Below are 23959 nucleotides of genomic sequence, written 5' to 3'. Positions count from 1 at the left end.
TTGATTCCTAAATTTAATCAACATTAATTACAGTGCCTGCATTAAAATTTTTCTGCTAATTTCTAAATTAACATCACCATGTTCACCTAGTGCTGTCATACCATGTTGCTCTAACTTACTGATTAAACCTTCAATATGGCTTTCATCAAGCTCGACATGCGATAAACGTGTTGGCACTTGCATAGACGTAAAAAATTGCTCCGTTAATTTTATTGCTTGATCAATTCGAGTTTCTTCTTCACCTTCAGTTATATTCCAAACTCGCTCTGCATATTGTAATAATTTTTCACGTTTATTTTCGCGACAAACTTTCATAACTGAGGGCAAAACGATTGATAACGTGCGTGCATGATCAATCCCGTAAGCGCCCGTTAATTCGTGTCCTATCATATGTGTTGACCAGTCTTGCGGTACACCAGCACCAATTAAGCCATTTAACGCCATAGTAGCTGACCACATAATATTCGCACGAATATCTAGATCCGATTTTGAGCCTTCAGCTAACGCTTTAGGACCTTCTTCGATAAGTGTTAATAATAGACCTTCCGAAAAACGATCTTGCACTTTACCATTGACGCTATAATTTAAATATTGCTCCATAATATGAACAAAAGCATCAACTACTCCATTACTTATTTGTCTATCTGATAGAGAAAGCGTAACACTAGGATCTAAGACAGCAAAAACTGGACGCACCTTTGGGCTTGAAAAAGCAAGTTTATCGCCGTCTCGTGTCACCACTGAATTACCATTACTTTCAGAGCCCGTAGCAGGTAACGTTAATATAGCGCCAAGCGGAAGCGCTTGTTTTACTGGTTGCTGTTTTAACAAAATATCCCAAGGATCAGTTCCTTCATATAGTGCAGCGGCCGCAATAAATTTAGCACCATCAACGACAGAACCTCCACCAACGGCTAATAGATAATTGATATTTTCTTTTTTAATAATATCTTGCGCTTTCATCAAGGTGTCGTATGTAGGATTTGGCTCAATACCTGAAAATTCAAACCATGTATGGTTGTTCAACGCATCTTTTACTTGCTCATATACCCCATTACTTTTAATAGAGCCGCCACCATAAATGACCAATACTTTGGCTGTTGATGGGATTTCTTTAGTCACCTTTTTAATTTGTTGATCGCCAAAGTGTATTGTCGTTGGGTTTTGAAAACTAAAATTTAGCATGTGTTATTTACCTTAATTTATTAATATATGTCAGTAATTTCTCAGCAGCTATTGCTGAACTTGCTGGATTTTGACCAGAAATAATTAAACCATCTTGTATTGCAAATGGATGCCAATCAGCGGCCTTTTGATAATCACCACCCCGCTTAATTAATTCATTTTCAAGTAAAAAAGGCACAATATCAGTTAACTGAACAGCTTCTTCTTCACTATTACTAAAACCTGTCACGGCTTTACCTTTAATAATATAATCACCTAAACTATCTTTTACATTGAGTAATACTGTGCTGGAATGGCAAACTGTCGCTACCGGTTTTTTATTGGCTAAAACTTTGGCAATTAAAGTGATAGAGTGCTGATTTTCAGTTAAATCCCATAACGGACCATGCCCTCCAGGATAAAAAACACCATCAAAATCATCACTATTTATATCTGAGAGTTTAAGGGTAGATGACACTTTTGCTTTTGTTTCTTTATCATTATTGAAACGTTTAGTGGCTAACGTTTGAAAATCTTCCAACTCACTTTTAGGATCAATAGGCGCTTGTCCCCCTTTAGGTGACGCTAACGTTACTTCAACGCCTGCATCAACAAAAATATAATAAGGGGCGGCAAACTCTTCAATCCAAAAACCGGTTTTTTCACCTGAATCTCCTAACTGATCATGTGATGTGAGTACCATTAATATCTTCTGTGTCATAACTTTACTTCAATTGGTTGAGCTGTATGACAAGTATATGTCTAGCCTGATATGTTAACAATGCAGATAAATTCAACTACATTAGTCAAATTATTGATACAATAAAGCTCATACTAATCATTTTATATATGTGCCCTATGAATATTTCTTTTGAACAGCTCAAAAGTATGGTTGTTTTTGCTCAAGTTGTGGAGCAAGGCAGTTTAAGTGCTGCTGCACGACATATTGGTCTTTCACGCGCAGTAGTAAGCTACCACCTTAAAAAATTGGAAGAACAGCTTAAAGTTAAATTACTTAATAGAACCACGCGTTCAATCAATCTTACTGAGGCCGGAGAGTCATATTACCTTCACTGTAAAACTATTTATGAGCAAGCTAATGCTGCCAATCAAGAAATAGAGAGTATTAAAAATGATCCAGAAGGCTTACTAAAAATAACCTGCCCTGTTAATGTTGGACTGCAGATGGTTGTTCCTGCACTTAACGAGTTTAAAAAGCTTTATCCTAAAATAACATTAGATGTCATGCTAACTGATGAAGTTGTTAATATTATGAAGGAAGGGATAGACCTAGCTATTCGCGGCGCACCATTAGCAGATTCAGGATTACAAGCAGCTAAATTAGCCACATTACCTACTTGCTTATGTGGTTCTCCTGCATACTTCCAACAATATGGCTATCCCAAATCACCATCAGAATTAAGCGAACATCAATGGGTTATATACAAGTTAACATCAGGAATAGTAACACTTAAACAAGGCAGCCGAACTTTTTCGGTTGCCACAAAAGGCTCTATTACTACAAATAATGCCGCTGCCCGTACGGCCTTTGTTGAAGCAGGACATGGCATTGGTCGAATACCCCAATATGATGCTTGGCCAAAAATAAAAGCGGGGACCTTAGAGGTTGCCTTAAGCGACTACAGTCTCAGCGATATCAATGTTTACGGTGTTTACCCTCCCGGTACTTCTAGTAATAAAAAGTTAAGGTTGTTGCTCAATTTTCTACAAGAATTTTTCAATCAACAACTAGGGCATATTGATCTTTCATTGAAATAAATTGTTTTTGTTTATTTTATCCACTGCAAATACATTGGAGTCTTGTTATATTACGCATCAATAATTATTACTTGCTATAAGGCTGTCTGTTGAACCATTTTATTTGGAATATTGACCCTACACTCATTGCAATTGGCCCACTGACTATTCAATGGTATGGAGCCCTTTTCGCCTGCGCTATATTTGCTGGTTTACAATTTATGAAGTGGATTTTCATACAAGAGAAACAACCGGTTGAAGCCCTTGATAATTTACTTATGTATGCTGTTATAGGCATTATTGTTGGTGCGCGTTTAGGCCATTGTCTTTTTTATGATCCGAGTTACTACCTTTCCAATCCTATGAAAATCCTTGCTATTTGGGAAGGTGGATTAGCCAGTCATGGCGGTGGTTTAGGTGTTATTATAGCCGTTTATTTCTACTGTAAGCGTAATGATCAAGATTTTTTATGGTTGCTTGACCGCTTAGCGGTTGCTACCGCTTTATTTGGCATTTTTGTGCGAAGTGCTAATTTTGTTAATTCAGAAATCATTGGCAAAGTAAGCGATGCTCCTTGGGCGATAGTGTTTCAACGTATTGATAATTTACCGCGCCACCCTGCGCAGTTATATGAAGCCTTCGCCTACCTTTGCATATTTATAACCCTTACGTTAATTTATCGTTCAACTTCAGCAAAAGCTCATCGCGGTATGCTATTAGGTTTATTCTTAATAATGACGTTTACTGCTCGATTTATTGTAGAGTTCTTTAAGCAACAACAAGCCGCTTATTCAATAGACGTGTCATTAAATACCGGTCAAATGCTGAGTATTCCATTTTTTATCATTGGTTTATTTTTAGTATTCTCATCGTTAAAACGTACTAGCAGTAAATAAAGTAAAGGATTAAAAGATGGCTAAAAAATACTATGTAATCTGGAAAGGTAAAGAAACAGGTATTTTCGATAATTGGGGGACAGTACAAGCCCTAACAGCTGGTCGCTCTGACGCACAATTTATGGGTTTTCCTTCTAAAAAAGAGGCTGAAGCAGCATTTAAAGAGAGTTACACTAAAGCGTTAATGAACCGTTCAAAGAGCAATAACAGTTCATCAACCACAAGTCGAGCTACAGCAAGTACTAGTTTATCTCCTGCTATTAAAGCCGACATTCAAATTTATTGTGACGGTGCTTGTTCACCCAACCCAGGAAAGTCAGGTACAGGTGTTGCTGTTTACCAACATCAAAAACTGACTGAATTGTGGTACGGTTTATATAATGAAAATGGTACAAATAACACCGCAGAGCTAAATGGTATGCTTGCTGCGTTTAAGTTGGCAAAGCAATATTTATCAACCCATGAAAGTGTGCAAGTTTTATCAGATTCAAAATATTCAATCGATAGTATCACCAAGTGGGCAGCCGGTTGGAAAAATAAAGGTTGGAAAAAAGCTAACGGTGAGGCAATTAAAAACCCAGAATTAGTACAAGCATGTTTTGCCCTATATCAAGAATTAAAAAATAAGATAACAATTAGTCATGTTAAAGGCCATGCCAACAATGAAGGCAATGAATTATCAGACCGTATGGCGGTATATGCGCGTATGCAGAAAGAAGTGGAGTTAGTACGCTTTACAGAAACCCTTGATATTAAAACAATACTTGCGATGGAGTCAGGCTAAATGAGTTGATTGTCTAATAAGCAATTATAAAACCTTAAATTGCGCGTAAACCTGTTCATCAACCGCTAATGTCAATTTATCTAACGACATTAGTGATATTTCAGCCAAAATTAACTGTTCATTTAAAGTCAATGTAATTAACGCATGACTGGAAAAACGTTCAATTTTCGCAACCTTCACCTCTAACAAATTAACAATGCTTGTCATACTAGGTTTTGTTTTAGATAAGCTAACTTTATTTGCATTCAGCGACAAAAGCACAGAATTTGAAGGTGCTATTTCTGACATATGTTTATCCGCATGAACCGTAACGGTTTGTTCCGTTTCACCATCAAGTAAAACATTTAATAATTGGTACTTTTCAAGGCGCTCAACCACTTTTCCTCGTAGAGCCGTTACTGCTTGCTGTCCATTTTCGCCGCCATGCTCAGTGCTAAAGCGTGTGATAATTTCGTTACTAAGGCCTTGCTTTAACACTTTTCCTTGCTTTAATAACACAACATAACTGGCGACTAGGCTAAGCTCACGCAATGAATGGCTAACGATTATAAATTCAATAGCGTAATGCGAATTTAACCATGGGATCATGCGCAACATCTTTTCTCGAGCTTGCCAATCTAAAGCTGAAAATGGTTCATCTAATAAAATAAGTGATTTACCCGATAATAAGCTTCGCGCAAACGCAATGCGCTGTATTTCTCCACCTGACAAGGTGGATACATTTTGTTCAAGTAAAGTAGAGAGGTTACACCAATTAACTACTTCATCGAATGAAAAAGGTATGGCTGAACTAAAATTTCCATGAGTTAATATTAACAGTAAATTTTCTTTTACCGTTAAATGTGGAAATAAAAAGCCCTGCTGATTCTGGTAACAACAAGGTGAATTTTCAGGTAGTAGTGCAGTGATATCATCATTGTTATAGTGTATTTTTTTTTGTTTGGCTTGCCCTATTCCCGCAATATGCTTAAGTAACGACGATTTACCTGCACCAGATTCACCAAAAACCCCGACAACATGGCTATTCACAGGTAAACTTACTTCAACGTCAAGCATAAACCCTTGTTGCGTTTTATTTTCTATTATATGAGAAAGTTTTATCGTTAAGCTCATATTAACTCTCGAACATTGACGGACGATTAAACTTATAAAGCATAATTAAACTAATAAACGAGCTCACTAACAGAATAAGGGCTAAAATATGTGCTTTATCATAGTCGAGCACTTCGACATGATTATAAAGTGCGATAGACATTACTTGTGTTTCGCCAGGCAGATTTCCACCGATCATTAACACTAAACCAAACTCTCCTAATGTATGCGCAAAACCTAGAGTAGCCGCGGTAATAATAGCAGGCTTTATCATAGGTAAAACAATATATAACAATCGCTTAGTAGCATTTATACCTAAACTCGCAGCAACACTTTCATATTGGCGACCTAACTGACAAAAACCTGAATAAAGGGGTTGAACTACAAAAGGTAAAGAATAAATAAGTGAGCCGAGTAAAATTCCGCTAAAGCTAAACACTAACTGTTGCCCGGTTATCGATACCCATAAACTACCAAACCAAGATTGGGGAGAGAAAAAAATTAGTAAATAAAACCCTAATACCGTTGGTGGTAGCACTAACGGCATAGCAATAAGTGCCTGAATTACAGACTTACCTCGGCCATGATAACGCGATAACCACCAAGCTAATGGCAAACCAATAAGTAATAAAATAATTACCGTAAATAATGCAAGTTTAACCGTTAACCACAGTGCAAGCGCATCAGATTGCCAGCTATCCATTAACCATCACCTAACACAGTATTTTTAATATGATGATGAATACTACCATACCCCATATCGGTTAATAGTTTTTGAATTGGGGGAGATAAGATGTAATCCAGAAATTTTTTGGCAACAACTGGTTTTTTGGCGTTAGTCAATACAACAACCTGTTGTTCGATAACTTCATGATGATTTTGTGGAATGAGCCAATAATCAGTGTCTGCTACAGGCTTAGCTTTCAATAATGAATAAGCTACAAAGCCTGCTTTAGCATTGCCAGAGTCGATAAACTGATACGTTTGGTTAATATTGTTACCTAACACAAAATTAGTAGTAGACTTGGCATTAAATTTTTCACTTAATCCCATATATGCAAGTGTTTGCTTTGCCGCTTTTCCATAGGGTGCAAGGCGAGGATTTGCAATGGCGAGCCGTTGCTCATAAGTCGCTAAAAAATGTTCATTTACTATTGATTGATGCTTAAGCTGCTTTTGTTTAGATAAAGCTTGTTGAGGAGCCCATAGTGCTAATCGACCATAAACATAGTTTTCTCGTACGCTTGTTAAACCTTTTTGTTCAAGCAATTTAGGACGCTCAACATCAGCAGAGAAAAATAAATCAAAGGGGGCTCCCCGAATAATTTGAGCATAAAGCAAGCCACTAGCACCTGAAGACAGCCTGACCTTTGTGCCTGTTTCTTGTTCAAATTTTTGAGAGATAACCGATAGTGCATGATAAAAATTACTCGCTACCGCAACAGTTAATTCTTGAGATAAAACCGTTCGAGGCATTAAACAAATACTAGCCACTGCACTTAGCAAGTACATTCTCATCGTAATTTTTTTCACTTTACTTTTGCCAACGTTGCATAGCCTTTTGGTCTTTATCATTAAACTCAACCCAGCTTTCACCTTTTTCTGTAGACTCTTTTTTCCAAAATGGTGCTTGGTTTTTTAAATAATCCATAATAAATTGGCATGCTAAAAAAGCTGATTCACGATGACGACTAGTCACACCAACAAAAACGATTTGATCGCTGAGCTTTAACTTACCGACACGATGAATAACGCGCACTTTACCAAGAGGCCAACGTTGCTTGGCTTGCTGAACAATAGACTTTAATGACTTTTCTGTCATTCCTGGATAATGTTCCAACGTTAAGCCTTTAACACTATTGCCTTGATTAATATCCCTAACAAGCCCAACAAAGGTAACCACTGCCCCTTCTGAGTACGCATCTTGAATTAACGCATGATATTCATCACCTATATTAAAGTCTTGTTGTTGTACTGATATCATTATTAGCCACCGGTTACTGGTGGAAAAAATGCAATTTCATCACCCGCATTAATGTCTGTTTCGTCAGAGGCCATCGTTTGATTAACGGCTGATAACACATTACCTTGTGCTAATAACTGTTGCCAAAGTTCACCACGTTGTTGTAGCTGAAGTTTTACCTCTGCAACTGAACTGGGATATTCCAATTCTACTTGCGTATTAGCACAACCTATTCGTTCTTTTAATTGACCAAAAAAAAGTATTTTATTCATTTAATTCACATTCATTTCGTTGCCAATGACCGGTTTTACCACCTTGTTTATCTATCACTTTAATACCAGAGATTTCCATCAATGGGTCGCTCGCCTTGCACATATCAAATAAGGTTAACAACGCGACACTTACGGCAGTTAAGGCTTCCATTTCAACACCAGTCTTGCCAGTCAATTTACACATAGCTGAAACATCAATTTTTTGATTTTCCTCATCAATCTCAAAATCAAGCGCTATTTTAGTGAGTGCTAATGGATGGCATAAAGGTATTAAGTCTGAGCATTTTTTTGCCGCTTGAATACCCGCTATGCGCGCAGTTGCAATAACGTCACCTTTTTTATTACTATTATCTTTTATCGCAGCTAAAGTTTTGCTGTTCATTGAAATTTCGCCATGAGCAATAGCAATACGTACAGTGTTACTTTTGTCGGTAACATCTACCATATTCGCTTGCCCTTGTTCATTTACATGCGTAAGCATTGAACTATCCTCGAGTGTCACAAGCAGTTTCAGAACAGCTTAAATGTGGTACAAAGTTACAAGGCTTATGACTGGCATCAAGTTGACTTTCAATAATCTGTTGCCATGCTGTTTTACACGCCCCCGTAGAGCCCGGCATACAAAAAATAACGGTGCCATTAGCAAGTCCAGCAATAGCGCGCGACTGTATGGTTGAAGCGGAAATTTCATTATAAGAGAGTTGTCTAAAGAGTTCACCAAACCCCTCTACGGTTTTATCAAATAAAGGAGTTAATGCTTCCGGTGTTGAATCACGCTCTGTAAACCCTGTACCACCAGTGACTAGTATCACTTGAATATTGTCGTTAGCAACCCAATTTGAAACAACCGCACGCATCTGATAAATATCATCTTTAACAATAACTTTATCCGCTAAGGTATGACCCGCGGCTTGTAAAGCATTAACTAAATACTCTCCTGAAGTGTCAGTAGACTCATCACGAGTATCAGAAACAGTTAATACAGCAATTTGTAAAGCTTGAAAAGTTAAGGCTGTGTGAGCCATGTAAAATATCCTTAAGAATACATTGGAAGAATAGCTATAGTAACGTAAGCACTTTATAGATGAAATAACAGGAAACTGTTAATAAAAATAAAATTGTCTTAAATCAATATTAATTTTATTAAACTCAGCACCTTAAAGGCTGAGAATGTCATCTTCAATCATTGCGTCAATGGCTAGCTCACTTTGCAAACGAGCTTGCCATTGCTGCGCTATTGTTCTTAACTGACCAGAGACCTTTAATCTATTATAAGCATTTTGCCATTGAGTTAAAATTTGAGGTGCTGTTTGTCCTGATAAAACTAAATACACTTCAGATTGCTTAATGGTTATTAGCGGAATAAATTGTGAAGAATCTAATGCAAGCTTTTTACTTTCATAAGCAAGTCCAGTTTGATCGTAGACAATAACTGGTACACGTTGAGCAATAAGACGTTTAACATTTTGAATATGATGTGTCACTGAATGCAAATTTTTAAACTCTGCGTTAATTAACCACTCTTCCCTGACATCACCACGTACAACGCCAATACTTGATAATGCTTTTAACTCGTCAACGTTATTTAATACAAGTTCTGTATCTTGTAATGCATATACTTGCCACCTTTTCATTAAGACGGGCGCAACCCAATGGTATAACTTTTCCCTAAAGGCAGTTCGAGATAAGCTGAAAACTAAAACATTATCCTTTTCTAAAGAGATATTTATTGCTCTTGCTTCAGGCACAAACTCAATTGGGTTTTTATTATCAATGATGCGTTGTAATGCCTGAACTATTTCAACAACATAGCCAACGGGTAATAGAGTTTCAGAGAGATAACTTGCAGGAGGTTCAACTACCGTTACAAGGCGAGTATTTTTCGCACTTGCAACACAATAAAAGCTAACGAAAACTAAAATATAAAGAAGTTTATGCATAGCAACCAATCCTTTGATTTTGTTTATGTCAATTATAGACTATAAAATAAAACTAGCACTAAAATTAATTAAACTTCATTGTTATAAATGCTAGTATCAATTTAACATTTTGATCGTAATAATAGCTACAATCGGTTTAAGTATTTATCAATAGCAGTTGAGTCATTCCATTTTACGTAACTTTTTTCTAGCAAATATCATTTTAGTTGTGAGTAATAGTATTAACCTAGCTTTGGCTAATGACAAAATACAAGTCGTGACTGAGAATTGGTATCCCTATAATTACACTAATAAAAATGGAAGTATCGTTGGTAAATCTACAGCGGTAGTCAAAAAGATCTTAGCACAATCTACTCTCGATTATTCAATTGAAGCTTTCCCTTGGACAAGAGCCTTTAACCTTTCAACTACACAACCTAATGTTTTAATCTATTCAATTTTAAGAACTCCCAACAGAGAAAAGTTATTTCATTGGTTTTGTCCTATTAGTACGCAAGAACCTCATCGTATTTACAAATTAACCAATAGAAATGACATCACTGTTAATACGGAGAAGGATATAAAAAACTATACAATCAGTGCGACACGAGGAACTTTCTTACACCAATATATGGTAGGTTTAGGTTTTATTGATGAGGTGAATTTACAAGTAACCTCTGATGATGAAGTAGCTACAACATTATTTTTAGCCGGTAGGGTTGATTTGTTAGCCGATTTTGAAAGTTCAATTGAGCGTTCATTAAAAGAGCGAAGATTAGATAAATCAATGGTCACTCAATTATTTATTATTCCTGCAGAGAATTATCCTGCTAATTGCATGGCCTTAAGTAAACAAACTTCAACTGATGTTGTAAATAAAATTCGCAAAGCTCACCAAGACGTTATGTCTCAAGGTTAATGTTGCGCTTTCCCAATAAAATTTCTTAAAATTATATATAAAAAAGCCCAAGTAATCACTTAGGCTTCGGGTAATGGGTTTCATATAAATTCAACATCAACAATGTCATATCAAAACGATTTAACCTATTGATGGGTGATAAGTTTTTTTAAAACGGCATTTTCATGCCTGGAGGCATTTGCATACCACCAGTTAAAGCACCCATTTTTTCTTTATTCTGTTCTTCAACACGACGTACTGCATCATTAAATGCAGCAGCGACAAGGTCTTCTACCATTTCTTTGTCGTCTTCCATCAAACTATCATCAATTTCCACACGACGAACATTATGGTTACCAGTCATGGTTACTTTAACCATACCAGCACCCGCCTCGCCGGTAACTTCCATTTTAGCAATTTCTTCTTGTGCTTTAGCCATTTTAGCTTGCATTTGTTGGGCTTGCTTCATCAAGTTGCCCATGCCACCTTTCATCATAATACTTCACTCCAAAATTCAATTGTGGGAACAATAGTGCTTATCACTGGAAATTTCAAGTATTCCTCATTGGAATAATTAACGTGCTGCTATAGACTCTTGTGAAATTGTTGCCTGAAACGTATCTTCCATAGCTTTTACCATGGTATCGCTGTGAATTAACTCTTTTGCATACTCTAAACGCTTATCATTGATCTGACTTTGGATCTGAAAAGGATCGTCTTTAGTTTCCTCAACTAAATCAAGTACAATTGTTATTTTTTGATTCAACAATGCCGACAAATTTTCTTCAAGTTGCTTGTGAGCTGTTTCACTTTTTAAATGTTTAACCGACTGATTAAGTTTAAAAACCCAAGTATCATCAGTAGAAGAGTCACAAATTGTAGAATTACCCGCTAATACCTTTAATCGACCACCAAGTTCCATGGTATCAATCATGTTTGCCCATCTATCTACCTGATTAGCAAATTTTATTTCTGCAGGATTAATCACATCAGGTGTAAAGCCTTGCTCTGGTAATGCATCAATATCAGGTACATTCGTTGGCTTTTCTTTAACTGGGATTGTAGTATTTTGACGCTTAGTCGCGCCATCAGACTTTTTTCCTTCATTCTCCAATGCTTTTTTACGGCTACGAAGCATATTTCTTGTTGCTAATGCCGATTCTATCGGTGATTTTATGACTGAAGCGGTATTTAAATCTAAGGATGAATCAAGCTGGTGGGCATTAATATCAGGAGTATGCTCACTTTGACCACTTACTGCTGACATTGTATTTATCTGCTCACGCTCAAATACTTCTGTTGTAGTCGTTATATCAATTTCAGGATTCGTCACATCAAGTTTCATTTCAGAACTATGTCTAGTTTCAGGCATTGAAACTGCTTGATTTTGCTCAACATCCAAAAACATATCAGAAATAGCTAGTTCATCATCAGCATAATTAGCTGTATTGTCATCATGACAGGGGGCTGAACGATTAAAATTACTTATTGGTTCCTTTTCTAACACATTCACAGTTTCTAACTGGTCAATGCCATGATTTTCCTTGAATTCATCCGTTAATGATACAGTTTGTTCTTGAGCCGTCTGTTCAATTTCAAGCATTTCACTCGCCAATTTACTTTCTTGACTATCTGATGCCGTAAATTGAGACGGTTTTACTTGAGGTTGAGATACAGAGGTTTCAGGTAATAATGTTTCTTCAAAATTAACAGCTGAAGTTATATTAGAAGCTAGAGAACTTGTACTTGTTGTTGCCACTTCTATTTGCGGTTTAAATGCTAATAAACGCAATAAAACCATCTCAAATGCAGTTTTTTCGTCAGCACAATACGGTAGATCTTTTCGACCATTTAACGCAATTTGATAATATAGTTGAACATCATCAGGTGACATTGCTTCAGCAAATTTAATGAGTAATTGAGCTTGCTCGTCAGGTAAATCAAAATGAGTTTTAACTACTTGATACAAAGCTATTTGATGTAATAATTGAATTAATTCCGCAAGTAAACGACTATAATTAGGTGCATATGTTGCAATTTCTTGCGATAAACTCATTAAAGACTGGCTATCATTCTTAATAAGTTGAATTAGAATTTTAAAGACCCAATTATCATCGACACCACCTAACATCTGACGAACATTTGCCAGTGTAATATGTCCCTGCCCTTGGGCTATTGCTTGGTCAGTTAAACTTAATGAATCACGAATACTTCCGCGGGCAGCCTTAGCTAATAATAAGACAGCTGATGGCTCAAAAGTAATGTTTTCAGCCGTTAATATAGTATTTAAATGGCTATTAATTTGATCAACCATTAATGCTTTCAGATGAAACTGTAAACAACGAGATAAAACGGTTATTGGAAGCTTTTGTGGATCGGTCGTCGCTAATATAAACTTAACATGTTCAGGAGGCTCCTCAAGGGTCTTTAACAAAGCATTAAAACTACTACGTGATAACATATGCACTTCATCAATTAAGTAAACCTTATACCGCCCCCTTGTTGGCGCATATTGCACGTTGTCTAATATTTCCCTTGTGTCATCAACTTTTGTTCTAGAAGCAGCGTCAATTTCCAATAAGTCAACAAAGCGTCCTAAATCAATATCTTGACACACATCACACTTTCCACAAGGAGTAGCACTCACTCCTTCTAAACAGTTCAAGCTTTTAGCAAAAATACGAGCAATAGTGGTTTTACCCACACCACGGGTGCCAGTGAATAAATAAGCATGATGCAAACGTTGTTGTGACAAAGCATTACTCAGTACAGTAACAACGTGCTCTTGACCCATTAATTCTTGAAAGTTTTTAGGTCGCCATTTTCTTGCTAAAACTTGATAACTCATTAAAATTCCAACTTAAATCCTAATCACCCGCATACTGCAATAAGGAAAATACATTTAGTTTACATTGAGCCAATTTCTCTTCACCACCTAAGTCAGGTAAAGAAATAACAAAAGCCGCATCAGTAGCTTTAGCTCCTATTTTATCAATAAGCTTTATCGTTGCTTCGATAGTACCTCCTGTTGCAAGTAAATCATCAACAATCAAAACTTTATCATCTACACTTAATGCATCTTGATGAATTTCTAGAGTATCTGTTCCATATTCTAATTGATAGTCTTGTGCGAAAGTAGGTCGTGGCAATTTACCGGGCTTTCTTACTAAAACAAAGCCTATGTTTAAAGCGTAAGCTAATGGTGCACCAAATAAAAATCCACGAGCTTCAGTACCAACAATTTTTGTAAAGCCTTTATCTTTGAACTTTTCTTTAAGTAGCTCAATGGTTAAAGCAAAAGCTTCACCATTATCGAGTATACCTGTAACATCTCTAAATAATATTCCAGGTTTAGGGTAATCAGGTATCGTGTGAATGGCTTGTTTTAGTATAGATAATTGTGTTTCAGTCATTTTATAACAAAAAGTAATTTTACATGCGCTACAGAATAATGGAAAACGACAAAGAATTATAGTGACTGACGAAGACTATTTTTAGGTAAAAGTTGATTTATCAATGTATAAAAATCATTTGACTCAATTGGCTTGTGCATTACAGCAGTAAATAAGGAAAACTCAGGTAATTGTTCAACACTACTAAGTTCTTGTGTCGTCATAAAAAGAATGGGAACATCTGCAGTAGCTGGCCTAGACTTTAAGCTTTTAACTAACTGAAGTCCGTCCATAATTGGCATAAGGTGATCAACAATATACAAATCAAAAGTTCCCTTCATTGCTTTTTCATAGCCATCAAGACCATTAGTAGCTAGTTCAACAGTGATATTAAGTTCACCAAGTAAACTTTCTATTAACTGCAGAATATTCTTTTTATCATCAACGACTAATATATGCATATTGTTAATCTAATACCTGTATTAATAAACTAGTTTAAAACAGTCAACCACCCCATCAACATTGGTAACAAGGGCATACAAATGAATACCGTTAGCGCTGTAAACAAGTGGCGAAACGATGTACTGTCTTTAAAATTATCATCATGCGACATTAATAAAACTTCCTAATCAATAATCTAACGGTGCATATTCTACATTAAAAACCGATTTTTAGGTAGCCTTAGTTGATCTAGATCAAATTTATAACAAGTAAAAAATAGATATAAAAAAACCAGCATAAAGCTGGTTTTTTTAATCTTTATTTAAGCAAACTAAATAGACTTACCTTTACGTTGAGCGGTGTCCTTAGTATGGTTTACCCATACTCGACCATACTTTCTCGTTTTAGGATCTTTAGCTGCTTGTTGAAATGCTTTATAAGCTTCTTTGTAGTTTTCTAAATAAAAGTGTGCTTCACCAATACTCATGTAAACACTACCTTTATTATCTACACCAAGATCAATCGCTTTATTAAGAGCAACAATCGCAGGTTTAAATTGCTCATCTTGCTTTAACAAACTACCTTGTTTACTGTAATGCTTTCCTTCATTAGTCATTTTGGCTAATTCACCAAAATACTTAGCCGCTTTATCAATATGTTGAGAAGCATGCCAAGCGTTTGCTAATGATGCTAGGTTGTTATCATCACGTTTGATTTCACCTGAGCCAATATGCTTTTCTAATAAAAGAGCCGCAGTATGAGGAATATCACTTTGCTGATATAAGCTTGCTAATAACTTAAGTTCGGATTCTTTTTCTAAATAACCTTGCTTATATGCTAAATCAAGGGTCGCTAATGCTTTTGGATAATCTTCAACTAGCGCATAAAATTGCCCCAATTGTGTCCAAAACATTTTTTTATCAGGAAAAAGTTGAACAACCGTTTCTAATACTTTAACAGCATCCTTAAACATTTTACGTTCATAAAATGAAGTCACTTTTAAAATATATGGATTTTGGTTTTGTTTGTCACCATAAGCAGCAATAGCTTTATCTGCAGGCATGATAATTTTATCAAGCTTTTTATCTGCATAATAAGCATTCGCTATTTTAGTCCAAACATCACCATCTTCTTTACCGGTAAAGTCCATCCAAGCATAATAATTTTTAACTGCATCATTATAAGCTTTTTCTTGCATTTGCAAGTCACCTAAAAGCTTTAACGAATTCCCATGATCAGCCTCATTTAGAATATCCGGAGCAACAGCTGCTTTCAAATATTCTATTGCTTTAATTGAGTCGCCTTTCATGGCATACATTTGCCCCGTAAAGAATGATACAAATGCTTTATCATAGTCTTTACTGGCATCGATTTCGTTTAAAATTGCTATAGCACCATCAACATCATCTGCTGAATAAGCTTCAAATGCTTTAGCGACTTTCTTACCAGCACTAGGTCCTGGAAGGTAGACTTTACGTTTAGGTTTTTCTTCTGCTCCAACACCTGCAGCTTCAACTTGTAAAGATAAAGGAAGTTGAATGGCTACAATTGATGCACAAAGCATAAAAGACGTTAGTATCTTTTTCATATATCCTCCATTAATCCTGATTCATCTTAAAGTCTAACTGTACGGTCAAACCAGTTTGTCTTTGCGGCTTACCGTCAACAACTTTTGGTTTATATTTCCATTTACGAAGCGCTCTTCTTGCTTCTTTATCGAAAACTCGTTTTGGATCAGCGTCGATTACCTCAACATCAGTAACACCACCAATTTCATCAATAGTAAATGAAAGTTTTACCCAACCCTCTTTACCATCTCTAGCTGCTTGCATTGGGTACTTAGGCTCAATACGAACAATCGGAGTTGCGTCACCATCGCGACCAAACGCGCCCGGTGCTGAAATACTTGTTGAAGCACCACCTAAATTAACATTTGGAAGGCTAAATGAAACGCCACCAGTGTTAGTATTAGTCTCAGGCTCTGGAGCTTGAGGCTTAGGTGGAGTTTTGGGCGGCGGCGGCGGCGGCGGTGGCACACGACGGCGCTGCTCAGCTGCTGATTTAGGTGGAGTTGTATTAACTTCTACTACAATATTTTCTAATTTTTCTTCTTTGTTTCTATCTCCGCTAGAAACAAGGAAAGCCATAAAAGAAAATAATCCAAATGTTATTGCAATACCTAATAATATTGATGCTAAAAAGCGAACCATATAGTTTACCCCTTAGCTGCAGCGATAGAAATTCGGTCTATGCCCGCTTCTTTAATTGCATCCATCACTTTAACAACAATACCATGTTTGGCATCTTTGTCAGCTTGGACAATTACAACTTCAGTCGGTTGCTCTGCTAATAATTTTTCAATATTAGCCGCAACACGTTCGATGTCAACTCGACGTTTATCTAACCAAATTTCACCAGTATCTCTAACAGCAATAAAAATATTAGCTGATTTTTGCTTTGTTTGATTCGCCGCTTTTGGTTTATTTACTTCGATACCAGCCTCTTTAACAAAGGAGGTCGTTACGATGAAGAAAATCAGCATGATAAACACGATATCGAGCATCGGTGTCATATCTATTGCAGCCTCTTCTTCTTCACGAATACGTTTACGTGCCATTACAATATCTCTCTAGTGATGAGGTAAACTGTCGATCAGTTTAGCCTTGGCTAGTTTAACTTTTGCGTCTAAACGACTACTAAAAAACACACCTGATAATGCAGCAACCATGCCCGCCATTGTTGGGATTGTTGCCATTGAAATACCAGCAGCCATTAGACGCGGATTACCTGTACCTTGTTGAGCCATTGTTTCAAAAACAGATATCATACCTGTTACTGTACCTAATAACCCTATTAATGGACACATTGCCACTAAGGTTTTAATGGTAATCATGTTACGTTCGAGTAATTCTGTCGCTTGGGAGATCCATGTATCTCTGATTCGATGTGCATACCAAGACGTTGTGTCTTCTCTAGCTTCCCAACGTCCGATAATATCATCACGCATTTTTGGGTAGTTAGCCGATAAGAACCAATAACGTTCTATCATCAATATCCACATCAATAAGAGTGCAATGGCGACAAAGTACAATACGTTCCCGCCAGTTGCAACAAAACTCCTGACAGATTCTATAAGCTCTATCAGGAATAACATTAGTTAGACTCCTTCTCTGCAATTGCAGCAATCAAACCAGCGCTTTGCTCGTCTAATTTATGAAGTACAGATTTACTACGTCCAGCTACAATGCTGTGTACTAGAATTAATGGTAATGCAGCTATTAAACCTAAAGCCGTTGTAACTAACGCTAATGAGATGTTACCCGCCATAATTTTCGGGTCACCTGTACCAAATAATGTAATTGTTTGGAAGGTCATGATCATACCGATAACCGTACCTAATAGACCCATTAATGGAGCAATAGCGGCAAACATTTTGATTAAGTTAATGCCACGATCAACTTTTGGAGTTTCTCTTAAAATAGCTTCATCAAGTTTAAGCTCTAACGTTTCAGCGTCAGCATCTTTATTTTCATGATAAACTTTTAATAAACGACCTAGCGGGTTATTCTCGTTAGGTTGATTAAGGTTTTTCTCTTGAGACTTCATTTTAGCGCTAACAGCACCTAAAACTACCATACGTTCAAGAGCAATTAACATACCGATTACTAATAAAATTGTAATACCGTAACCGACTTCAGCACCTTCATGGTAAAATTCCATTAATGTTTTCTTACGTGTTTCTAATGCTAAAATTGCACCACGCGATGGATCTACATATAAAGGAGAATAACCAGAAGTTTCATCAAAAAAGCTTGATGCTGTTGCAGAAATATAACCAGCTGGTTGTTTTGCTAATGGTTGTACTTGCCCTACTTCATCATTGTAGTTTAAGTAACCATTTTCAGACACTAAGTTAAACGTACCAATACGTGTAACTGTTTCTGTAGATTTACTACCATCTAAGTTGGTTACTTCTACAGAAAACTGTGAGATTTGACCTGATTGCGTCATTTCAGTTTGTAATGCAATCCAAAGTTCTTCTAACTGCTCTAGCTTTGGAATTTCTTTAGCATTAGCAATTTGATTAAGTACTTCACCACGACCAGGAAACTCAGCACTTACAATTGAAGTAGCGATTTGACCATAAGCATTAGCTGCAGCTGCACGGCTAACACCGAACATTTCACCTAAAGTACCTTGAGCATTGTCTAATTCAACTGATTTTTGAGCTAAAGTGATTTCATTATCAGCATATTCTTTAGTAAGACGCTTATTTCGGTCTTGTTGAGCTTTTAATTCAGCTTTAGCTTTGTTTAATAAGGCTTGCTTATCTGCACGAGCAGATGTGAATTCAGCTTCACGTTTACTATCAAGCTTAGCTTGAGAAATACGATCATTTTTAACTTGTTGTAATAATTTATCTAATTCATTAGCGTTAGCTACTGTAGAAAAACCTACAGACATAGATGCTGCAAATAATACAAAATTAATAGCTTTCTTCATTATTTTGCTCCTGCTGCAAATACTGGTAATTTAGTTAAATCCATTGGCAATTGTTTACGTGCCATACGAATAGCATCGGTCACTGGTTTTAAATATTCATCGCCTAATTCATCCCATGAACGTGTGCTATTGTTCCACACCCATGCATTTTTCATATCAAGTGATTGCGCAATTAATGCAATTCGTCCCATATGAACGAAATCAGCAGTTAGTACTTGGCCACCTAAATCTAATTCACCTTGGTAAGCGTCAAAAACGGTACCGTAGTTAGATTCGATTTCATAGGCTTCTAGCACTAAACGGAACTGCTCTGATACTGCAACGTTTGAATCATCCATTACATCACGTAATGTTTGAATACGCTCTTTACGCGCATCTATATTCATTGGAACATCTAGATCAACAAATTTCTCTAAGGTATCAATCATTTTATACATTAATGGAACAACACCTTGCTTAGTTTTATCTATACCAGCAATTTGTTCTTCTAATGATTTAATATTTGCTTTTTGATCATCAACCATACGTTGAACGTGATCGTTATAGCCTTTTAATACTTCAGCTTCATCAACAGTATTTCGATATTCACCGAGCATATCGATAGTTTGCTCATAAATACTGTTAATTTTATTTTGTGACTTTACTGAATTACTAAAAATACGAGCTTCTTCTTTTTGTAAATCTGAAAGTTTATCAGCTGCAGCAAAGTTGCTCACTGATAATGTTAAGGCGCCGATAATCGTTGAAGCGATAAGGCTTTTTTTGCTTAATTTGGACATAGTTCCCAACCAATTGCTATTGAATTTAGATAACAAATAATTTTGTTAACGCAAATTTAATAATCTGCCATTTATAAAAGTTTTTATTTCTCTAGAATAAAACCATGCAATATTCCCAGACGACAGCCATGCTGTCAACTAAGACCCGTTAAAAAGATTGTTTATTTACTTCTGCTTAAATAATTATTCAAACCGATTACATTATGTCTTTCTTCTACACCCACCTTATAGAAACATATAAGAGTAAAATATAGACGACAAATTAATAATTAAACAATCTTCTTTAAAGATATGAATAAATGCTACGTACTGTTTTACTAATTCTTTCGTACTAAGTCAAATATAATTTATTATACAATGATAAATACAAAGTAAATTAACATTTACTTTTAAGAGTTTGAATATATATTCAAGTATTCTCTTTTCTTTTCTTTTAACTATTTGTATCAACGTATCAAACTACTCATTGGCTTAGTGAATATATAATGACATAAAGCATCATTGATATAAACTTAACAATGTTATAAAGCTAATCATCCATATGCCATTATATTTAACCCAAAATAGCTGGTTAAATGCTATCTAACTCTTTTAATAACGGGGTAAGAAAAGTTTCATACTTCTTCCATATACCAATTGAGCTATTGTATATAGGTTGTCTTACTTGAAAAGCACTAGCTGTTGTAACTATTGCCTCTGATTTATGGAATTTCAAACACTCTTCCTGCCAATCTAAATTACATATATTGATTAATTTTTTAATTTCATTTTCAGGATCGCTAATTAGTGATTCATACTCAATGTCATAAATCGAATCAGGAAATACAGAGTGCCAATGAGCCATTAATTCTGAATATAAATGGTGAAACTGCCCTAATGTAGTTAGGTTGTAGGCAAATCTATAGTTATCAGTAGTGAAATTTTTCTTGAATATAGATAAATAATTATCTTTAGGGTCACGTACACAATGAATTATTTTGGCATTTGGCAGTGCTACTTTAATTAAGCCGATTAACAACATGTTAAATGGTAATTTATCTGTAACATATTTTGCTTTATGATTAAGTAAATTTAATTTTTCAATATAAGAATTGCCCATTTGTTGGAATAACTCATTAGCATAATTATTTAATGGCGAAAACAGATAATTTGAATTTTCAGACAATAGTGCTGATGTTCCTAACTGAAAAAAGTAATCTAGCTCTCCGGCACCATGCACTTCAGTATGTGTAGATAATATTTTCTCGACTAAAGATGTACCTGAACGAGGCATCCCAACGATAAAAATTGGCGTGTTGGAACTATTACTTTTAATGCTTAACGCATTTATAGCATCTTTGTTGAAGACTTCTATAATATTTTTAATAAAGGTTTGATCTGAGGATATATCATAATTATATCGTTCAAAACGCAACTGGTTACCTGTTGTTAAATATTGAAATGATTTACTATATTCTTGAATATCTTCATAAGCTTTAGCTAATGCAAAAGAAAGCTGAATTTTATTTTCTTCAGTATTTTTATTATTACTATATTGTGTAAGCATTAACTGAATATGAGGATCGTTCTTATCCAAGTATTTATGGATTGTTGAATAGGTAAAATGAGCTTGTGTATATTCAGGGTTAATTAAGAATATCTTTTGATAGCACGATTTAGCCTGATCAAAATCCCCTTTAGATTTAAGTAAGTTTCCTAGCGAATAAAGTGCTTTAACATTATTCGGCTCTTCAGAAATCAATTGATTAAGGACTTTATTAGCTTGTTCAAAATCACCTTTAATGACTAGTAGTTCACCTAGAAACTCTTTTGCTTGTTTATAATTAGGGGATATTGTTATCGCTTTTTTACAAGCTGTTTCACTTTCGCTAAACTTCCCTAACTGCTTTAAACAGTAACTAATATTTAAAAATGACAATGCATGCTTTTTATTCAACAACGTCACTTTTTGATAATAATTAATCGCATTAGTATAGTTTTTTTCAAACTTACAAATATCACCCAAACCTAGTAATGCACCAATAAATTGAGGATGAATTTCTAAAACATAGCTCCATAAACTTCGAGCTTCATCGATTCGATTTGTCATTGCACAAATTAATGCTAATTGACTATATGGTTCTGGTAAGCTGATGTTTTCTTTTATTAATGACCTATAAATAGATTCAGCTTTTTGTAAGTCTCTTTGTCCAAAAGCTTGCTCAGCTAATAACAATTGTTGTTTTTCTTGCAACGAAAAATTCGGTGTCGATGAGGTATTGATAGTATTATTCATAGTTACTTTTAAGAGTTAATAGTTAATTTTGAGCTTAATGAGACTTAATTATTTAACGGCAATACAGTATTTATAAACTTCTTATAATTCTTCCATCTTCCTGAAGAGCTACTGTATAAAGGTTGTCTTACCTGCCAAACACTCGCTGTTTTAACTTGATTCTCATATCGATGAAAGTTGAGGCAGTTATCTTCCCACGGCAAGCCTATAAATGAAAGTAAGCGTTCGGTTTCTTCTTTAGGTGAAGCAATTAAGTGATCATAATTGAATGGTAAAATATCTTCTGAAAACAATGACTGCCAATGCTCCATTAAGCGTTCTTGTTGTTGATAAAAGTGAATGCTATTTTTTAGCTCAGTAGCATACGACATAGAAGCGCCTAAACGCAAAAAATAAACAGATAAACAGTTATCTAGCATATTACGTTTAGTCCAAATAACTTTAGCATTAGGCATAAGCAATTTAATTACACCTAAATATAAAAAATTATCTGGTCGCTTGTCTGTTAATTGCTCGCCTCTTTTTTTAAAACGATTTATTTCATTTAAATATTCTGATAATAATTTTTCTTTTTTTTGACCTATTTGGGTGTCTTTCATTACATTTAAAGGAAATTCAGGGTAGTTATTAGCTACTAAACGGTGAAAAAATTCTTGCTCTCCTCCAATACTAATACCTGAATGAGCCGCGAGAATTTGTTCACACAGTGTTGAACCAGATCGAAACATTCCACAAATAAAAACAGGCGAAGCAGAAGCACTAAGTGCATTTTTTTTATCTAAATCATCAAACCACTGTTTGTTAAAAATAGAAATTATACTGTCGACTAAACATTCCATTTTTTGGCTATTGTAGGGAGGGAGTGTTTGTGTATCCAATTCATTAGCTTGTTGATAATAATTAAAAGCGAGATCGTATGCTTTACAATCATCAAAAGCTTTTCCTAATGCATAGCCAATATTAATTTTATCTGATTGGCTTATCGTAACGTTTGAAAACGCACACTTCATTTGTTCAATAAGTGGTTCATTAACACTTTCAATGGTAAATATATCAGCTTGCCTAGCCAGTGCAGTGTAGTTATTAGCGTTCATCGAGTAAGCTAATTGAAAATAATGCATTGCTTTATTTTTATTACCTAATTGCTCGTATAAGTTGGCTAAGTTATAAAATAGAGAATCCTGCTTGGGATGTTTTTTGATTGCTGTGGTCAGAATATCAAGGGCTTTATCAGGTAATGACAAGTGTTCACTATAAATCGTAGCTAGATTTAAAGAGACTTCATAATCATCATCAATGCCAATTTCTAGTGATTTATTATAAAAAGTAATAGCTTGTTCAAAATCCCCCGCAAGTTTCAAATAATAAGCACAGTTAAAAAAGGCAGTAGCATTAGCTGTTTGTTTTTGTGATAAATCTAAATACAAACTTGCAAGTTCTTTCCAACGTTGCTGATGTTGATATAAATCACATAACATATTAAAGAAAACTTCAGATAATGGCTTTAATGCTAACAATTTAATCAGATGTTTCTCAGCTAACTGAAAATTTTTTTTTGAAAAAGCCAACTTAACTAGTAGTTGATGAACTTGTAAATTATCAGGTGCTGTCAATAACATCTTTTGAAGTACGCTTTGCCCTTCATCCAAATGATTTGTATTAAGGAGTTGTATCGCATTTTCGATTGTTAATTCAGATTTCATAGTTTAATAATCAAAGTAGTTATTACTTACCACTGCATACTCATGTATTAAAAATTAACAAAAAAGCGGTTCACTTTTCAGCTCACCGCTTTTTGTTATTTTATGTTACTAACTTAATTA

26 protein-coding genes are annotated in these 23959 nt (G+C 35.4%); 4 read left to right on the top strand and 22 right to left on the bottom strand.

Annotated features, from left to right (window positions below):
* Window positions 1-27: 27 nt before the first annotated feature.
* Both IE155_RS15050 and IE155_RS15045 read right to left on the bottom strand, forming a co-directional pair.
* A complete protein-coding gene (locus IE155_RS15050; RefSeq protein ID WP_189379074.1) occupies window positions 28-1185 on the bottom strand; it encodes an iron-containing alcohol dehydrogenase in 1158 nt (385 codons plus the stop codon).
* 7 nt (window positions 1186-1192) lie between these two features.
* Window positions 1193-1885 (bottom strand): type 1 glutamine amidotransferase domain-containing protein, encoded by a 693-nt coding sequence (locus tag IE155_RS15045; protein ID WP_189379073.1) that lies wholly within the window; start codon window positions 1883-1885, stop codon window positions 1193-1195.
* A 137-nt stretch (window positions 1886-2022) separates the two neighbouring features.
* Between IE155_RS15045 and IE155_RS15040 the strand changes: the two genes are divergently transcribed.
* From IE155_RS15040 to IE155_RS15030, 3 genes are all read left to right on the top strand, one after another.
* Window positions 2023-2943, top strand: coding sequence for a LysR family transcriptional regulator (locus IE155_RS15040; RefSeq protein WP_189379072.1), 921 nt, complete (start codon window positions 2023-2025; stop codon window positions 2941-2943).
* Window positions 2944-3032: 89 nt separating this feature from the next.
* Window positions 3033-3818, top strand: coding sequence for a prolipoprotein diacylglyceryl transferase (lgt, locus tag IE155_RS15035; protein WP_189379071.1), 786 nt, complete (start codon window positions 3033-3035; stop codon window positions 3816-3818).
* Window positions 3819-3834: 16 nt separating this feature from the next.
* Complete coding sequence (locus IE155_RS15030; RefSeq protein WP_189379070.1) at window positions 3835-4602, top strand: ribonuclease H family protein; 768 nt, start codon at window positions 3835-3837, stop codon at window positions 4600-4602.
* Window positions 4603-4626: 24 nt separating this feature from the next.
* Here IE155_RS15030 and IE155_RS15025 read toward each other — a convergent pair whose 3' ends face one another.
* The 8 genes from IE155_RS15025 to IE155_RS14990 all read right to left on the bottom strand — a co-directional run bounded on the left by IE155_RS15025 (window position 4627) and on the right by IE155_RS14990 (window position 9869).
* The gene (locus tag IE155_RS15025) at window positions 4627-5715 is read right to left on the bottom strand and encodes an ATP-binding cassette domain-containing protein (protein ID WP_189379069.1); all 1089 of its coding nucleotides are present in this window, start codon (window positions 5713-5715) and stop codon (window positions 4627-4629) included.
* 1 nt (window position 5716) lies between these two features.
* Entirely contained in the window at window positions 5717-6397 is a 681-nt protein-coding gene (gene modB, locus IE155_RS15020; protein ID WP_189379068.1) for a molybdate ABC transporter permease subunit, read from the bottom strand.
* Window positions 6397-7227 carry a molybdate ABC transporter substrate-binding protein gene (modA, locus tag IE155_RS15015; protein ID WP_229817357.1) on the bottom strand — a complete coding sequence of 277 codons (831 nt, stop codon included), beginning with the start codon at window positions 7225-7227 and terminating at the stop codon, window positions 6397-6399. Before modA ends, modB begins: the two co-directional genes overlap by 1 nt.
* Window position 7228: 1 nt before the next feature.
* A complete protein-coding gene (gene moaE, locus IE155_RS15010; protein WP_189379067.1) occupies window positions 7229-7678 on the bottom strand; it encodes a molybdopterin synthase catalytic subunit MoaE in 450 nt (149 codons plus the stop codon).
* Window positions 7679-7680: 2 nt separating this feature from the next.
* Window positions 7681-7929 (bottom strand): molybdopterin converting factor subunit 1, encoded by a 249-nt coding sequence (gene moaD / locus IE155_RS15005; protein WP_189379066.1) that lies wholly within the window; start codon window positions 7927-7929, stop codon window positions 7681-7683.
* On the bottom strand, window positions 7922-8410 hold the full coding sequence (gene moaC / locus IE155_RS15000) for a cyclic pyranopterin monophosphate synthase MoaC (protein WP_189379065.1): 489 nt from the start codon (window positions 8408-8410) through the stop codon (window positions 7922-7924). Before moaC ends, moaD begins: the two co-directional genes overlap by 8 nt.
* 4 nt (window positions 8411-8414) lie before the next feature.
* Window positions 8415-8954 (bottom strand): molybdenum cofactor biosynthesis protein B, encoded by a 540-nt coding sequence (gene moaB, locus IE155_RS14995; RefSeq protein WP_189379064.1) that lies wholly within the window; start codon window positions 8952-8954, stop codon window positions 8415-8417.
* Window positions 8955-9086: 132 nt separating this feature from the next.
* Complete coding sequence (locus tag IE155_RS14990; RefSeq protein WP_189379063.1) at window positions 9087-9869, bottom strand: substrate-binding periplasmic protein; 783 nt, start codon at window positions 9867-9869, stop codon at window positions 9087-9089.
* Between the two features lie 157 nt (window positions 9870-10026).
* Between IE155_RS14990 and IE155_RS14985 the strand changes: the two genes are divergently transcribed.
* A complete protein-coding gene (locus tag IE155_RS14985) occupies window positions 10027-10767 on the top strand; it encodes a substrate-binding periplasmic protein (protein WP_229817355.1) in 741 nt (246 codons plus the stop codon).
* Window positions 10768-10915: 148 nt separating this feature from the next.
* Here the strand turns inward: IE155_RS14985 and IE155_RS14980 are convergent, their stop codons facing one another.
* The 12 genes from IE155_RS14980 to IE155_RS14925 form a co-directional block, all read right to left on the bottom strand.
* Window positions 10916-11245, bottom strand: a complete 330-nt coding sequence (locus IE155_RS14980; protein ID WP_189379117.1) for a YbaB/EbfC family nucleoid-associated protein — start codon at window positions 11243-11245, stop codon at window positions 10916-10918.
* A 75-nt stretch (window positions 11246-11320) separates the two neighbouring features.
* Entirely contained in the window at window positions 11321-13594 is a 2274-nt protein-coding gene (gene dnaX / locus IE155_RS14975; protein ID WP_189379061.1) for a DNA polymerase III subunit gamma/tau, read from the bottom strand.
* Between the two features lie 19 nt (window positions 13595-13613).
* Window positions 13614-14159, bottom strand: coding sequence for an adenine phosphoribosyltransferase (apt, locus tag IE155_RS14970; protein WP_189379060.1), 546 nt, complete (start codon window positions 14157-14159; stop codon window positions 13614-13616).
* A 56-nt stretch (window positions 14160-14215) separates the two neighbouring features.
* The gene (locus IE155_RS14965) at window positions 14216-14599 is read right to left on the bottom strand and encodes a response regulator (protein WP_189379059.1); all 384 of its coding nucleotides are present in this window, start codon (window positions 14597-14599) and stop codon (window positions 14216-14218) included.
* A gap of 311 nt (window positions 14600-14910) precedes the next feature.
* A complete protein-coding gene (locus IE155_RS14960) occupies window positions 14911-16167 on the bottom strand; it encodes a tetratricopeptide repeat protein (RefSeq protein ID WP_189379058.1) in 1257 nt (418 codons plus the stop codon).
* Between the two features lie 10 nt (window positions 16168-16177).
* Complete coding sequence (locus IE155_RS14955; RefSeq protein WP_189379057.1) at window positions 16178-16789, bottom strand: energy transducer TonB; 612 nt, start codon at window positions 16787-16789, stop codon at window positions 16178-16180.
* Window positions 16790-16794: 5 nt separating this feature from the next.
* On the bottom strand, window positions 16795-17196 hold the full coding sequence (locus IE155_RS14950) for an ExbD/TolR family protein (protein ID WP_189379056.1): 402 nt from the start codon (window positions 17194-17196) through the stop codon (window positions 16795-16797).
* A 12-nt stretch (window positions 17197-17208) separates the two neighbouring features.
* Window positions 17209-17733, bottom strand: coding sequence for a MotA/TolQ/ExbB proton channel family protein (locus IE155_RS14945; protein WP_189379055.1), 525 nt, complete (start codon window positions 17731-17733; stop codon window positions 17209-17211).
* Window positions 17733-19082, bottom strand: coding sequence for a MotA/TolQ/ExbB proton channel family protein (locus tag IE155_RS14940; RefSeq protein WP_189379054.1), 1350 nt, complete (start codon window positions 19080-19082; stop codon window positions 17733-17735). The genes IE155_RS14945 and IE155_RS14940 overlap by 1 nt, the downstream gene beginning before the upstream one ends.
* The gene (locus tag IE155_RS14935; RefSeq protein WP_189379053.1) at window positions 19082-19861 is read right to left on the bottom strand and encodes a DUF3450 domain-containing protein; all 780 of its coding nucleotides are present in this window, start codon (window positions 19859-19861) and stop codon (window positions 19082-19084) included. The genes IE155_RS14940 and IE155_RS14935 overlap by 1 nt, the downstream gene beginning before the upstream one ends.
* A 571-nt stretch (window positions 19862-20432) precedes the next feature.
* Window positions 20433-22136 (bottom strand): tetratricopeptide repeat-containing sulfotransferase family protein, encoded by a 1704-nt coding sequence (locus IE155_RS14930; protein ID WP_189379052.1) that lies wholly within the window; start codon window positions 22134-22136, stop codon window positions 20433-20435.
* A gap of 44 nt (window positions 22137-22180) precedes the next feature.
* On the bottom strand, window positions 22181-23839 hold the full coding sequence (locus IE155_RS14925; protein ID WP_189379051.1) for a tetratricopeptide repeat-containing sulfotransferase family protein: 1659 nt from the start codon (window positions 23837-23839) through the stop codon (window positions 22181-22183).
* Between the last annotated feature and the right edge of the window lie 120 nt (window positions 23840-23959).

Source organism: Thalassotalea profundi, assembly GCF_014653195.1.
Classification (GTDB): Bacteria; Pseudomonadota; Gammaproteobacteria; order Enterobacterales; family Alteromonadaceae; genus Thalassotalea_B; species Thalassotalea_B profundi.
The sequence above is the reverse complement of the archived record's forward strand: the minus strand, read 5'-3'. Positions and strand labels throughout refer to the sequence as shown.

Coding starts and splice junctions, on each gene's coding strand:
- IE155_RS15050 (WP_189379074.1), bottom strand. CDS start 1,185: ATGCTAAATTTTAGTTTTCAAAACCCAACGACAATACACTTTGGCGAT.
- IE155_RS15045 (WP_189379073.1), bottom strand. CDS start 1,885: ATGACACAGAAGATATTAATGGTACTCACATCACATGATCAGTTAGGA.
- IE155_RS15040 (WP_189379072.1), top strand. CDS start 2,023: ATGAATATTTCTTTTGAACAGCTCAAAAGTATGGTTGTTTTTGCTCAA.
- IE155_RS15030 (WP_189379070.1), top strand. CDS start 3,835: ATGGCTAAAAAATACTATGTAATCTGGAAAGGTAAAGAAACAGGTATT.
- IE155_RS15025 (WP_189379069.1), bottom strand. CDS start 5,715: ATGAGCTTAACGATAAAACTTTCTCATATAATAGAAAATAAAACGCAA.
- modB (WP_189379068.1), bottom strand. CDS start 6,397: ATGGATAGCTGGCAATCTGATGCGCTTGCACTGTGGTTAACGGTTAAA.
- moaE (WP_189379067.1), bottom strand. CDS start 7,678: ATGATATCAGTACAACAACAAGACTTTAATATAGGTGATGAATATCAT.
- moaD (WP_189379066.1), bottom strand. CDS start 7,929: ATGAATAAAATACTTTTTTTTGGTCAATTAAAAGAACGAATAGGTTGT.
- moaC (WP_189379065.1), bottom strand. CDS start 8,410: ATGCTTACGCATGTAAATGAACAAGGGCAAGCGAATATGGTAGATGTT.
- moaB (WP_189379064.1), bottom strand. CDS start 8,954: ATGGCTCACACAGCCTTAACTTTTCAAGCTTTACAAATTGCTGTATTA.
- IE155_RS14990 (WP_189379063.1), bottom strand. CDS start 9,869: ATGCATAAACTTCTTTATATTTTAGTTTTCGTTAGCTTTTATTGTGTT.
- dnaX (WP_189379061.1), bottom strand. CDS start 13,594: ATGAGTTATCAAGTTTTAGCAAGAAAATGGCGACCTAAAAACTTTCAA.
- apt (WP_189379060.1), bottom strand. CDS start 14,159: ATGACTGAAACACAATTATCTATACTAAAACAAGCCATTCACACGATA.
- IE155_RS14965 (WP_189379059.1), bottom strand. CDS start 14,599: ATGCATATATTAGTCGTTGATGATAAAAAGAATATTCTGCAGTTAATA.
- IE155_RS14960 (WP_189379058.1), bottom strand. CDS start 16,167: ATGAAAAAGATACTAACGTCTTTTATGCTTTGTGCATCAATTGTAGCC.
- IE155_RS14955 (WP_189379057.1), bottom strand. CDS start 16,789: ATGGTTCGCTTTTTAGCATCAATATTATTAGGTATTGCAATAACATTT.
- IE155_RS14950 (WP_189379056.1), bottom strand. CDS start 17,196: ATGGCACGTAAACGTATTCGTGAAGAAGAAGAGGCTGCAATAGATATG.
- IE155_RS14945 (WP_189379055.1), bottom strand. CDS start 17,733: ATGTTATTCCTGATAGAGCTTATAGAATCTGTCAGGAGTTTTGTTGCA.
- IE155_RS14940 (WP_189379054.1), bottom strand. CDS start 19,082: ATGAAGAAAGCTATTAATTTTGTATTATTTGCAGCATCTATGTCTGTA.
- IE155_RS14935 (WP_189379053.1), bottom strand. CDS start 19,861: ATGTCCAAATTAAGCAAAAAAAGCCTTATCGCTTCAACGATTATCGGC.
- IE155_RS14930 (WP_189379052.1), bottom strand. CDS start 22,136: ATGAATAATACTATCAATACCTCATCGACACCGAATTTTTCGTTGCAA.
- IE155_RS14925 (WP_189379051.1), bottom strand. CDS start 23,839: ATGAAATCTGAATTAACAATCGAAAATGCGATACAACTCCTTAATACA.